10 protein-coding genes and 2 riboswitches are annotated in these 12,188 nt (G+C 51.9%); of the genes, 2 read left to right on the top strand and 8 right to left on the bottom strand.

The window, feature by feature from the left end:
• Positions 1–11 precede the first annotated feature (11 nt).
• Positions 12–1,691 carry a potassium-transporting ATPase subunit KdpA gene (gene kdpA, locus MHH48_RS02415; RefSeq protein ID WP_076322441.1) on the bottom strand — a complete coding sequence of 560 codons (1,680 nt, stop codon included), beginning with the start codon at positions 1,689–1,691 and terminating at the stop codon, positions 12–14.
• Between the two features lie 258 nt (positions 1,692–1,949).
• Positions 1,950–2,360: a hypothetical protein gene (locus MHH48_RS02410; RefSeq protein ID WP_076322442.1), complete on the bottom strand. Its 411-nt coding sequence runs from the start codon at positions 2,358–2,360 to the stop codon at positions 1,950–1,952.
• Between the two features lie 130 nt (positions 2,361–2,490).
• Positions 2,491–2,658: riboswitch (cyclic di-AMP (ydaO/yuaA leader) on the bottom strand.
• A 542-nt stretch (positions 2,659–3,200) separates the two neighbouring features.
• Positions 3,201–3,376: riboswitch (cyclic di-AMP (ydaO/yuaA leader) on the top strand.
• Positions 3,377–3,509: 133 nt separating this feature from the next.
• Between MHH48_RS02410 and MHH48_RS02405 the strand changes: the two genes are divergently transcribed.
• Positions 3,510–3,974: a hypothetical protein gene (locus tag MHH48_RS02405; RefSeq protein WP_076322443.1), complete on the top strand. Its 465-nt coding sequence runs from the start codon at positions 3,510–3,512 to the stop codon at positions 3,972–3,974.
• A 58-nt stretch (positions 3,975–4,032) separates the two neighbouring features.
• Here the strand turns inward: MHH48_RS02405 and MHH48_RS02400 are convergent, their stop codons facing one another.
• Positions 4,033–4,953 (bottom strand): proline dehydrogenase family protein, encoded by a 921-nt coding sequence (locus tag MHH48_RS02400; protein ID WP_076322444.1) that lies wholly within the window; start codon positions 4,951–4,953, stop codon positions 4,033–4,035.
• 203 nt (positions 4,954–5,156) lie between these two features.
• Here MHH48_RS02400 and pruA point away from each other — a divergent pair, with 203 nt between their 5' ends.
• The gene (gene pruA / locus MHH48_RS02395; protein ID WP_076322445.1) at positions 5,157–6,704 is read left to right on the top strand and encodes an L-glutamate gamma-semialdehyde dehydrogenase; all 1,548 of its coding nucleotides are present in this window, start codon (positions 5,157–5,159) and stop codon (positions 6,702–6,704) included.
• Between the two features lie 72 nt (positions 6,705–6,776).
• Here the strand turns inward: pruA and MHH48_RS02390 are convergent, their stop codons facing one another.
• The 5 genes from MHH48_RS02390 to MHH48_RS02370 form a co-directional block, all read right to left on the bottom strand.
• A complete protein-coding gene (locus MHH48_RS02390; RefSeq protein ID WP_256720512.1) occupies positions 6,777–8,204 on the bottom strand; it encodes a serine hydrolase in 1,428 nt (475 codons plus the stop codon).
• Between the two features lie 59 nt (positions 8,205–8,263).
• On the bottom strand, positions 8,264–9,025 hold the full coding sequence (locus MHH48_RS02385) for a ChbG/HpnK family deacetylase (protein ID WP_076322447.1): 762 nt from the start codon (positions 9,023–9,025) through the stop codon (positions 8,264–8,266).
• On the bottom strand, positions 9,022–9,858 hold the full coding sequence (locus MHH48_RS02380; RefSeq protein WP_076322448.1) for a carbohydrate ABC transporter permease: 837 nt from the start codon (positions 9,856–9,858) through the stop codon (positions 9,022–9,024). The genes MHH48_RS02385 and MHH48_RS02380 overlap by 4 nt, the downstream gene beginning before the upstream one ends.
• On the bottom strand, positions 9,858–10,733 hold the full coding sequence (locus MHH48_RS02375; protein ID WP_076322449.1) for a sugar ABC transporter permease: 876 nt from the start codon (positions 10,731–10,733) through the stop codon (positions 9,858–9,860). Before MHH48_RS02375 ends, MHH48_RS02380 begins: the two co-directional genes overlap by 1 nt.
• 162 nt (positions 10,734–10,895) lie before the next feature.
• On the bottom strand, positions 10,896–12,149 hold the full coding sequence (locus tag MHH48_RS02370; RefSeq protein ID WP_076322451.1) for an ABC transporter substrate-binding protein: 1,254 nt from the start codon (positions 12,147–12,149) through the stop codon (positions 10,896–10,898).
• Positions 12,150–12,188: the final 39 nt, after the last annotated feature.

The following is a 12,188-nucleotide window of genomic DNA, read 5'->3' as shown; positions in this document are numbered from 1 at the left end:
CACCTTTTCTATTAACGGATCGTCAGATGCTCAGCAATCGGACCAAGCACAAGTACAGGCAGGAAGGTCAATGCACCGATAATCAGAACCACTGCAATGAGAATGCCGGCAAACAGCTTATTATCTGTCCGGAACGTCCCAAGCGTCTCGGGAACCCATTGCTTCCGCATCAGCGAGCCGCCCACCGCCAACAGGGCAATCATCGAAATGTAACGGCCGAAGAGCATGACCAGTCCTGTTGTAATGTTCCAGAACGGCGTGTTATCTGACAGACCCTCAAATCCGGAACCGTTATTGGCAGCGGAAGACGTGTATTCGTACAATACTTGTGAGATGCCATGAAAGCCCGCATTGGTAATGCCTGCCTGCCCTGCATCCGTCATCAGCGCAAGGGCGGTCGGAGCCAGGATGATAAATGGATGCACCAGGATAACAATCGCAATCAGCTTCATCTCCCGCGCCTCGATTTTTCTGCCTAGAAATTCGGGGGTTCGACCAACCATAAGACCGGCCAGGAACACCGCCAATATCGCGTACATGAGCATATTCATCAGCCCAACGCCCTTTCCGCCAAAAACAGAGTTCAGCATCATCAGGGACAGCGGCGTAATCCCTCCAAGCGGCGTGAGTGTATCATGCATGTTGTTGACCGACCCGGTCGTGGCCGCGGTCGTCACCGTGGTGAACAGAGAAGATTGAGCAACCCCGAACCGGACCTCCTTGCCCTCCATGCTGCCTTGCGAGGCATCGATGCCCAAGCGGTTCAGCGCCGGATTGCCATTGGTTTCAGCGGCATAGTTCAGCGACAGGAAAGCGATAAACAAGGTCATCATCACCGAGAAAATAATCCAGCCCTGTTTGCGGCTCTTGGCGAATAAACCGAACGTATACGGAAGTGCCGCCCCGAGACTCCACATGGACAGGATTTCGATGACATTGGTCAGCGGGGACGGGTTCTCGAACGGATGTGCCGAGTTCACTCCCATAAACCCGCCGCCGTTGGTGCCCAGATGCTTGATCGATTCAAGCGCAGCTACTGGCCCTACAGCTATTTGCTGCTCGCTACCTTCCAGCGTCGTGACGCTGAGCGTAGGCTTCAAGGTCTGCGGCACCTGCAGTGCAACCAGTACCATTGCAATGATGAACGCAGCCGGGATGAACACCCGGGTGTGAGCTTTGACGAAGTCCTCAAAAAAATTACCGACGGTTGAGCCCTTGCTAGTCACCGCCCGGATAAAAGCAATCGCCACGCAGAGCCCGGTTGCCGCAGACGTGAACATCATCATCGTAATGACAGCCATCTGGGCCATATAGGATAACCCCGACTCCCCGCTGTAATGCTGAAGATTCGTATTGGTCATAAAGCTGATGATCGTAGAGAACGACAAGGTCGATTCCATATTATCGATGCCATTCGGGTTGAAGGGCAGTACTCTCTGCAACCGCAGAATCAAATACCCAGCCGCGACCAGCACGATATTCGTCATCACAAAGCTGATGGCATAACCTTTCCACGTCATTCCCTTGCGTTCTTTCAAGCCAATCAGTGCGAAGATCGGTTTCTCCGCCCAGGAGAACCATCTGTCCGTTCCATTGCCTTCATTGCGAAACACCTGATATAGATAAGTTCCAAGCGGCTTTACCAGCAGCACCAGAACGAGTATAACGATGGCAATTTGTAAAATGCCCATGGCGAATGCCTTCCTCCTTCAGCTTTCTCCCTAGAATTTTTCAGGGTGAATCAGCGCATAAATCAAGTACAGAAAAATAAAGAGCGTGCATACCAAAATGATCATCATGGTTAATCCGCCTCCGGTTCAGAAACCACGCGCCCACACCAAGACATGAACAGCATGAACAGTCCGTAGGTTCCTCCCAATATGAGCACCATATATAAATCCTGCATGAATATAACCTCCTAAAACCTCGTTGTGATATCAGCCAAGACCTTAGCTGACAATGGACGAAATCAGGAAGGATACCTGGTGATGGTTCGTATGAAGCACCACATCGGCACCCAGCCCTTTGTATATCAATCGCGGATTGCTGGAATGGGTAATCACATAAATCGACTCTGTGGTCCAGGTCCGGCAAATCCGTAAATAGCGGCAGCATAGATTCAAGCTGCTCTCGAACAGAAACACCTTGCTGACGGGAAACTCGGGAATGATCCAGGTTTGCTCGTCCCTTGTATCGATTAGTATCATGTTGGTGCAGCCCAGCTCATGCAGCCTCTCCTGTTCAACCCGGTTGTTGGCTATGGCCACAAACGAAATGCGCTTAAAGATCAGCTGGCGGATAAATTCTTCCCCGGCCTTGTTCGGTGCGGATACCAGGATAAACTCCTGCGATTTCTCCATCTTTTGTTCTCCTCCTAAGTTCGGAAAGAGAAGACAACAACAAAGAAGCCTGTGGAAAGAGAAGAACTCTTCCCGCAGGCTCCTTAATAGGACACGGTGAAATACACCGTGGCCCAAGTCCACGACAATCGTTGCCTCTCTCGATACGCTTACGAGGTTAGCTGACGGATTCGGGCGTGAGAGTCGCCCTACCCATAGACCGTTATCTTGTCCATGGGATTCACCCCTGAGAGATAGATTCATCTCCCGACTGGTTCCCCCGTTCCTTTTCCATTCAAGGACTCAGCGAAAATTGAAAACGAGTAGCATGTTATTCTATTAGCCATTGACTAAACATCCAGGTCCGGCAAAACAACACAGCATCAGGTTCGAGCGGTGAGAGTCGCATCATCCTGCAATTTCAGCGAAGGCCCATGGCGCCTTCGCCCGAGATTCGATCCATAAAAGAGCCCAACTGAGCTCTCACACTGTCTGTAGGCCTTCATGGAACGGCTGCCCGTTTGCCTGTCGCTGATGTCCGTCAATTCATAGTTCGTATCATACGTCTGGCCCTGCAGGAAGTAAATGTGAGCAAAAACACATGTGGCGTTATGTCGAACAGGAACTGACCAGTATCGCTTCATTATCTCCCGAATACTACTCTATACTATGTATTTCTCTTGTTTTCTTGTATTTATCGCAATCTATCGAGATACCGAGATTTTGCCATGATAATCGATGACACGACTGAATGTACACGTTTTCTTATACGGTTTTCATCGATTTTCGGAATGTATCCGTCCCATATGATCATTTACTTTTAGTTTCCTCCGGCGTATGATTCATCCATCTATTCGAAACATTCGTTATACGCTGAGCTCTCGACTGATGGGGAGACGGGGGAACCAAAATCGCCAATGGAGCTTCTATTGGTGAATGGGGTGAATCCGAAGTGCCTAGATGGTCAGGCACTGCGGTAGGGTGCTCTCAAGCCCGAATCCGTCAGCTAACCTCGTAGGCGCGTTTTGAGAGAGAACACCACCCGAGCCTTAAGCGGAAGCGGCCACTGGAACAGGGCCTCTAACGATAAATAGGCCTGGAGAGCGGGGGATCTCTGCTCACCAGGCCTATTTGCCGCGCATATAACATTCCTATAAAGGAGCGTAGATCATGACGAAATTCATCGAGGCTGCACTGACATCCGTTATCGAAACCGAAGTTCCCGCATTAAGTGTAGAGCCCATCCGCCATATGGAGATATTTCGTTTCGACCAGGGCTCGGCTGAACGCTTTATCCCCTGGAGCAAACGAGATTGGAACTGCGGTTTGTTCAAAATCAGCTGCAAAGACGCGGCCGGTTATGCCGAATATGCGCTGCCAAGCAACAGGGAATTCACGGATCTAGTCCGCTGGGCAGCCGTCTTTACGAGGCTGAAAGGCATGTCCGTGACCGAGGCCGTTCGCTATGCCCAGAAGCAGCACCAGTGGGGATCCGCCCGGATGCAGCTCGCCGTATCGGCGCTCGCCGATCTGGAGACCAATCGGCAACAGCACATCACCCGTAAGCGGTTAGGCAGCTTGCCGCTGGAGCGTTCCTTCCTGATGGACTGCTCGGAGGCGTATTATTTCTTCTAGGACAGTAGCTAGAGAGCTACCGTCCTCGCTTCACTTTCAATTGATTGTTTTCCCCCGCTCACTTGAACATATTTTTGAGCACCATCATCAGGTTGGCCGGCTTCTCCGCCAGCCGCCGCGTAAAATACGGGTACCACATCGTTCCGTAGGGCATATAACACCGAATGCGGTAGCCGTCCTGTGCAAGCGCTGCCTGATCGTTCATCCGCAGCCCGTACAGCATCTGAAACTCAAATTCCTGTTTGTCTATGTGACTCTGCTCGGCAAACACCTTCACCCAGTCGATGATGTTGTCATCATGCGAAGCAATCGCAACGTAGGCACCCTGATCAAAATGCATTTTGATCAATTTCTTATAGTTGTCAATGACCTCCCGCTTCTGCTGAAAAGCGATCGTTCCCGGCTCTTTGTACGCCCCCTTCACGAGCCGCAGATTAACACCGGCATTGATTAAATTCTTGACGTCCTCCTCGGTACGGAACAAGTAGGCCTGCATCACGGTCCCCACATTGGTCAGCCCCTCCTTATGGAGCCGCAGCGTCATGTCTATCGTCGCCTGGGTATACGGCGAATCCTCCATATCCAGACGAACGAAGTTGCGGTGCTCTTTCGCCTTTTTCGCCACCAGCTTGATATTCTCGTAAGCCTTCTCGGGGTCCAGTGCCATGCCCATCTGCGTCGGCTTCAGCGAAACGTTCGATTTCACTCCCCGCTTGGCAATCCCTTCTACAAGCTTCAAATACTCCTCCCGGTACCCGGCCGCTTCGTCCAGCGTCGTGATACCCTCCCCCAAATGATCGAGCGTGACGAGAATGCCCTTCTCATTCAGCCTCTCAATTTCATCCAGCGCCTCGTCCAAGGTATCGCCGGCTATGAATCTGCCCGCCAGTTTTCGGCCGTACTTGATCGACAACCACTTCACGAATTTATTACCGGACACCGTCAGGATCACTTTACGGTAAAGTTCGGTTCCGTCCATGCGAGCTCCCCCTTTGCAAAAGGCAAACCAAAATGCACTCTATCTTAACTCATATGCAAAAATCATGACGGCATGCAGAAAGACATACATATCTAACATCGAGCTTTTCACCAAGAGATTCTAAACACCCCACCATGACGCATTCAGCAGCTGGACCATAAACCTAAAGCTCCGAATCATATCATGTTAAGGAGGGGCCTTCCATGCGAGTACCTTTTCGGAATGAACCATTTCTGGACTTCAAGAACGAGTTGAACAACAAGTTATACGATGCTGCGCTATCCGCGGTCGAAGCCGAACTCGGCAAGACGTACCCTCTGGTTATCGGCGGTGCCCAAATCCATACGGAGCGTACTCTAAAGTCGGCCAATCCGTCCCGTAAACGTCAGGTCATCGGCATTGTATCCCAAGCCGATACCGAACTTGCGGAACAAGCCATTCAGACAGCCGCACGGACTTTTGAGACGTGGAAACACACCGCGCCGAGCGAACGGGCACGATATTTGTACAAGGCTGCAGCAATCATGCGGCGACGTAAGTTTGAATTCTCCGCACTGATGACGCTGGAAGCTGGCAAAACGCGTGCCGAAGCGGATGCGGATACGGCCGAAGCCATCGATTTCATGGAATTCTATGCACGCGAAATGCAGCGCCTGAGCGCGCCCCAGCCGCTAACGGTTCATGAGGAGGAAGAAAATCATCTCTATTACATTCCACTCGGCGTCGGCATCGTCATTCCGCCGTGGAACTTTCCGCTCGCGATTATGGCAGGCATGACCACGGCGGCCATCGTCTCGGGCAACACCGTTGTGCTGAAACCGGCGAGCACCACGCCGGTCATTGCCGCCAAATTCGTGGAGCTACTGGAAGAAGTCAGCCTGCCTCCGGGCGTTGTTAACTTCCTGCCGGGACCGGGCCAGGAAGTAGGCGACTATCTGGTGGATCATCCGCTGACCAGGTTCATCAGCTTTACGGGATCCCGCGACGTTGGACTGCGGATTCAGGAACGCGCGGCCAAGACACAGCCGGGGCAACAATGGATCAAACGCGTCATCGCTGAAATGGGCGGAAAAGACGCCATTATTGTAGACAGTGAGGCCGATCTGGACCTCGCGGCAGACGCGATCACCGCCTCCGCATTCGGTTTCTCCGGCCAGAAATGCTCCGCCTGCTCCAGGGCCATCGTGCATGAGGACGTCTATGATACCGTGCTGCAGAAGGTTATCGACCGCTCCAAGAAGCTGGTTATCGGCAGTCCGTTACACACCGCGGTGCAGGTAGGGCCTGTCATCGACGATAAGGCCTACCGTAAAATTCTGGACTATATCGAAATCGGGAAAGGCGAAGGCACGCTGGTACTCGGTGGATTTCCGGGCGATCCGGAGGGGTATTTCATCCAGCCGACGATCTTCGCGGACGTGGCCAGCACCGCCCGTATTTCCCAAGAGGAGATCTTCGGCCCGGTGGTGGCCTTCACGAAGGCCGCCTCCTTCGACGAAGCGATCCAAATCGCCAACAACACCGACTACGGGCTGACTGGCGCGGTGATCTCGAACAACCGCGCTCATCTAGAGCAGGCGCGGCGCGATTTCCATGTCGGCAACCTGTATTTGAACCGGAAATGCACCGGTGCCTTGGTGGGCACCCACCCATTCGGAGGCTTCAATATGTCCGGGACCGATTCCAAAGCCGGCGGGCTTGATTACCTGCTCCTGTTCACGCAGGCGAAGACGGTATCAGAGCGATTCTGATTACGGCATGCAAAAAAGCCTCTCCATGACGATGGAGAGGCTTTTTATGTGCCGCTGCTTATTTTACAGGCTCTACGCCTTAACCTTGCCCTTAATCTCCCGGACCACCTTGCCCTCGAATGATTGATTCATCCAGTATGCAAGATGAATGCTTTCCTCACCGAAGGTGCATTCCGTAGTTAAGTAGAATGGCGTCTCTGTCAGTCGGATGGTCAACTTTAACGTCCGGTCATCCTTCCAGGTCATGGAGGCAGCATATTCGTTATCCGCCGTCATCATCAGCTTCGTGGTTCCCGACTTCCACTCGTTACGACCACAGACAACCAAATTGATGCCGTGTTCCCCTTCAAGCTCCATGACCGCGCCATCTTCTTCAAATCGAACGGAGAATGAACGCAGCTTCTCCTCATTCTCCTCGAGATCATAGACGATCCCGGAGACGTCCTTCTCGATTGGGGATACCGCCTCTTCGATTGGCGGATCCAGCTTAAGCTCTTGCAGCGTTCTAATAAGAGAAGCCTCCGCTCCGGTGTCGACCGGCAGTGCATCCAATCCCATCGCTGGCTGCAGATGCTCCCATATCTCATTCAGCACGGCCTGCATGTCCCCAAGGCCGGAGGTAATCGCAATCACCGCATCCTGTTCCGGGAACACGACGCAGAATTGTCCAAAGGCACCGTCGCCGCGGTAGGCACCGTGGCGGCACATCCAGAATTGATATCCGTACCCTTCGGTCCAATCCGAAGAGGAATCCGCAGGTCCGTTGGATATCTGCTTGGAGGTTGCGTCTTCAATCCACGCTTCCGGGATCAGACGCTGGCCTTCCCATACCCCCTTCTGAAGATAAAGCTGACCGAATTTGGCAATGTCCTCAGTCTTCAGCTTAAGTCCCCATCCGCCAGTGTTGATCCCCTGCGGACAGCTTTCCCAGGTGGCTCCATAAATGCCGAGTGGCTCAAACAGACGGGGCTGCAAATAATCCAGCAGCGTGATGCCAGTGACCTTCTGCAGAATGGCCGAGAGCATGTAAGTCGCTGCGCTGTTATATACAAAGTGGGTCCCGGGTTCATGCTCAACCGCTTGTTTAAGAAAATCGGCCACCCAAATATCGGACTGCATGGCAGGCTCCTGGTCGTGCCCCGTTCCCATAATCAACAAATCGCGAATCGTCATCGCGGACAGATTCGGCGAGGGATCTTCAGGAGCGTATTCCGGAAAGAAGCCGATCACCCGATCCTCCAGCGTAATCCGGCCTTCCTGGACCAAAAGTCCAATCGCGGTAGAGGTAAAGCTCTTGCTTAGCGAGAACAGCATATGCGGTTTGTCCGCATCATACGGCTTCCACCAGCTTTCCGCTACGACATGTCCATGCCGTACCAGCATGAAGCTGTGGAGTTCCAGCTCCTTTTCCTGAATCGATCGGATAAAGCGTTCGATAGACTGCGATGAGATTCCTTGATTTTCGGGGGTGCTTCTTGGCAATAATTGAACCATTTTCATGTTCATCTTCCTTTCGCCTCTCCCTGTATCCATAAGATAAATTCATTATGGCCCTTCCATTATACACCAGGTAATGGTACCGCTTCATCATAACGTATAGCGCGGAAACCCAGTCGCTCACTAATCTCATTTAAGTCCTCCCGTGCAAGAAAAGAAGCCTCCTGATCGCGTCCGCGCGCCAGCTCTTCCCCATCCACTTGAGCATTGCCGCACTGCACCATTTCCTTCGAATATAGGGCTGGATGGGACAGAAAGAAGTACTGGTCTTCCGTCAGGCCGCCAAGCACCCTTTCAAACGACTCGACCCCGTCCGGAACGCCGCCCGGGAAAAAGTTATAGTAATCGCGATGGTTGATTAGCCCCTTCGCTTCAATCCAGCGGTCCAGCTCTTCTTGCAGCCCGGGGATGAAGCGCTCCGGCAGCATATGAGAATCGACATAAGAAATATTGAAGCCTGCTGCGGTCAGTTTATTAAGCTGCGCTTCGCACTCTACAAGGATCTCCTGCAGCGAAGGCGGATGATCCTGAAACAGGATCGGGTCCTGATAGAAATATCCGGCCCGATCGACAAGCGAAGGAACCTGTTCCTTCGCGGCAACAGGTCCCCAGCGTACGTTATCCCATTCCGCGTTCAGCGTCATATGGAAACCGAAGCAGATGTCCTTGCGATGCGCCAACAGCTGCGCGGCCTCGGTAAGATAAGGGCCGGGCGCCATGATGGACACATTTTTGATGAACCTAGCCTCTACCGTCCGGGTAATCGCTAGATTGGCGGAACGGCTGGAAGCATAATCGTCGGCTCTCGTAATGATTCCCCTCATTTTACCGCACCTGCCGCAATCCCCTTGATGATGTATTTCTGAGCGAAAATATAGAAAATGACAACCGGGATGATCGTCAGCGTCAGACCGGCCATCGCCTGGTTCCACACAATCGTGAACTCCCCGAAGAAATAGAAGGTCGAGAGCGGAATCGTCCGCAGCCCTTTATCCGACAGCGTCAGCGATGGGAGCAGGTAGTCGTTCCACAACGCAATGACGTTCAGAATCGCGATGGTCACACTGATGTTCTTCAGCAGCGGGAACACGATTCTCCAGAACACGCCCAGCTTGGAGCAGCCATCTAGCGTTGCCGCCTCCTCCAGCGCAACCGGCACGGATTTGATGAACCCGTGGTACAGGAAAACCGCCATACTTGATGTAAAGCCGACGTTCATATAGATCAAGCCCTCATGGGTATTGAGCATCGGAATGTGCAGATTGCTTCGAATCCAGTCCATCACCTGCATCAGCGGCATCATGAGCGTCTGGAATGGAATCAGCATGGTCGCTACAAACGTGAAGAAAATGATTTTGCTCAGCTTATTATCCGTCCGCACCAGCATCCATGCCGTCATGGAGGCGAGCACGATGACAATGATCACCGAGATGACGGTGACATAGAGCGAGTTACCCAGAGCGGTGAAGAAATTCATCTTCTCCATGGCCAATTTATAATACTCAAAGCTGAAGGAAGAAGGCAGCGCGAGCGCATTCTCGTATAGCTCCGCACGATCCTTGAACGAGTTAATCAGCATGATGAAGACCGGAGACAAGAAGACCAGTGCAACGAGGAACAGCAGGATGTCAAGCAGCCATTTCCCTGATTTCTTCATTACATCTGCACCTCTCTTCTCTTCGTGATGATAACTTGCGTCAGCGTAAGTCCGGCAACAATCAGGAAGAAGATGATCGCTTTCGCCTGACCTAAACCATAATTACCGTAAGCAAAAATCTCGTTGAAAATATTCATCGCAAACATCTCCGTCGCATTGCTCGGTCCGCCCTTGGTCAACGACAGGTTCACGTCATAGATTTTGAACGCCCCGGACAGTGTCAGGAACAGACAGATCGTGAACGAAGGCATTAACAGCGGGAACACAATGCTCTTCAGTCGCTGCCATATGTTGGCGCCATCGACCTTGGCCGCTTCCATCAATTCATCCGGAATCCCCTGGATGCCCGCGATGTAGATGATCATCGTATAACCCGCCAACTGCCAGGTGAATACGGCGACGATGGCGTACAGTGCAAACTGCGGATGCAGCAGCCAGTTAAAGAACACGCTGTCAAACCCGGTTTTCTCACCCAGGAAGCTGAAGGCATCCGTAAAAATAAACTGCCAGATGTAACCCAGAATCAGGCCGCCGATCAGGTTCGGCATGAAAAACATCGTCCGTGCCGCATTTCTCGAGCGGAGCTTTGTCGTCACCAGCAGCGCAAAGCCCAGTCCCAGAACGTTGACGCATACCAGCGCGAGCAGCGTGAATTGAACCGTATGCCAAGCCGATGTCAGGAATCGGTCGTCCTGGAACAGCTGAACGTAATTGTCGAACCCTACGAATACTTTAGGATTCGCCGGAATGCCGTCCCAATTGACGAAGGAGTACACAATCCCGATAATGAACGGGATGATGACCACGGTCGTGAAAATAAACAGAAGCGGCACCGTAAACAGGGCAAACCAGGCTTTATCCTTTCTTTTGCTCATAATCCATACCTTCTTTCCGTTCCGGATGATTCCCGCAAGGCGGCATCAAACCTTGAAGTCGTGTTAGAAAAAACAAAAGCCTAACGCTCATCATCAGAACGTCTGAGGCTAGGCTTTCGTTTTCATGGAATTGTAATATCAGATGATGGTCGCCCGCCTCGATTATTTCGATGCTTTCGCCCACACTTCATCCAGCTTCTGCAGGAACTGTTCTCCTGTCATGCTCGGATTCATAAAGTACTCCTGCGTAGCCGGAGCCAGGTCATTGGTGATGATTCCCGATGGGAAGTAGTTCAACGCCCAAGTGATCGTCTCACCCTTCGTTGTTGCTTCGTGCACCGCTTGAGACAAAGGATCCAGATCGCCTGCTTCAATATTCGTTAAAGCCGGGATGAATTTGAAATCGTCCACGATAGCTTTCTTGCCGCTGTCGCTAGTAAAGAGCCAGTTCAGGAAAGCGTTCGCAGCTTTGACTTCCTCAGCATCCGCCTGATTGTTTACGACCCAGTAGCTGGCCACGCCGACGGCGATTTTGTCATTGCCGGCGAGCGGGAATGGCATCATGCCGACTTTGGAGCCGAAATCACCGAAGTCCGCAAGCATGGAATAACTCCAGTTGCCTTGATGCACCATAGCCGTTTTTTCCGTTGCAAAGTCACCCATCTGGCTATCATATTTCACTTCCAGCGGATTCTTGGAATTCGCCTTGATCACGTCCATGAATTTTGCCCACTCTTGGAACTCCTTCGTATCCGCCATCTTCACTTCGCCTTTGTTCAGCTGCTCGATAAAGGCCAGCGGATCGGATTGTAGAGCAAACGGCGTGTTGATGATGTGTCCGATCAAGAAGTAAGCCTCCTGGGACAAACTCAAACCGTTCTTGCCGTCGGCTTTCAGCTGCTCCAGCGTCTTGGTGAAGGAATCCAGATCTTTCATGTTAGCCGGATCTACCATATCCTTGTTATACACAAGACCGAAACCTTCTACGCCGTATGGAACGCCAACGGTTTTATCTTCGACCTTCAATTCCATATCAGGCGCAATGTTCTTAACATACTCTTCACCGCTCAAATCGGAGAAATAGGATTTCAGCTTCTCGGACTCGGGCCCCGGAGCTACGCTAAATATAGTCGGTCCCTGGTTGCTGCTGAGCTTCGCTACCAACTGCTGCGAATAAGCGTCACCTGCGGCACCCCATACCTCAACCTCATTGCCGGTTTCTTCTTTATAGGTTTTAACCAAAGCTTCAAGAGGTTCTGTAATTTCAACTTTCGATTGGAAGAGCGTAATTTTCTTCAGCTTATCTCCCCCGGATGCTGCCCCAGAATCTTTGTCAGATGTACCACCACAGGCTGCAAGTGTCGCAACCAAAGCCGTTGCTGTTAGTATGCTTAATACCTTTTTTACTTTTTTCAAGTGACACGCCTCCCCCTTAAGGACTCTATAAAGTAAAAC

This window comes from Paenibacillus sp. FSL F4-0100 (assembly GCF_037993005.1).
In the GTDB taxonomy this organism is placed as follows: domain Bacteria; phylum Bacillota; class Bacilli; order Paenibacillales; family Paenibacillaceae; genus Paenibacillus_AQ.
The sequence above is the reverse complement of the archived record's forward strand: the minus strand, read 5'-3'. Positions and strand labels throughout refer to the sequence as shown.

Coding starts and splice junctions, on each gene's coding strand:
- kdpA (WP_076322441.1), bottom strand. CDS start 1,691: ATGGGCATTTTACAAATTGCCATCGTTATACTCGTTCTGGTGCTGCTG.
- MHH48_RS02410 (WP_076322442.1), bottom strand. CDS start 2,360: ATGGAGAAATCGCAGGAGTTTATCCTGGTATCCGCACCGAACAAGGCC.
- MHH48_RS02405 (WP_076322443.1), top strand. CDS start 3,510: ATGACGAAATTCATCGAGGCTGCACTGACATCCGTTATCGAAACCGAA.
- MHH48_RS02400 (WP_076322444.1), bottom strand. CDS start 4,953: ATGGACGGAACCGAACTTTACCGTAAAGTGATCCTGACGGTGTCCGGT.
- pruA (WP_076322445.1), top strand. CDS start 5,157: ATGCGAGTACCTTTTCGGAATGAACCATTTCTGGACTTCAAGAACGAG.
- MHH48_RS02390 (WP_256720512.1), bottom strand. CDS start 8,204: ATGAAAATGGTTCAATTATTGCCAAGAAGCACCCCCGAAAATCAAGGA.
- MHH48_RS02385 (WP_076322447.1), bottom strand. CDS start 9,025: ATGAGGGGAATCATTACGAGAGCCGACGATTATGCTTCCAGCCGTTCC.
- MHH48_RS02380 (WP_076322448.1), bottom strand. CDS start 9,858: ATGAAGAAATCAGGGAAATGGCTGCTTGACATCCTGCTGTTCCTCGTT.
- MHH48_RS02375 (WP_076322449.1), bottom strand. CDS start 10,733: ATGAGCAAAAGAAAGGATAAAGCCTGGTTTGCCCTGTTTACGGTGCCG.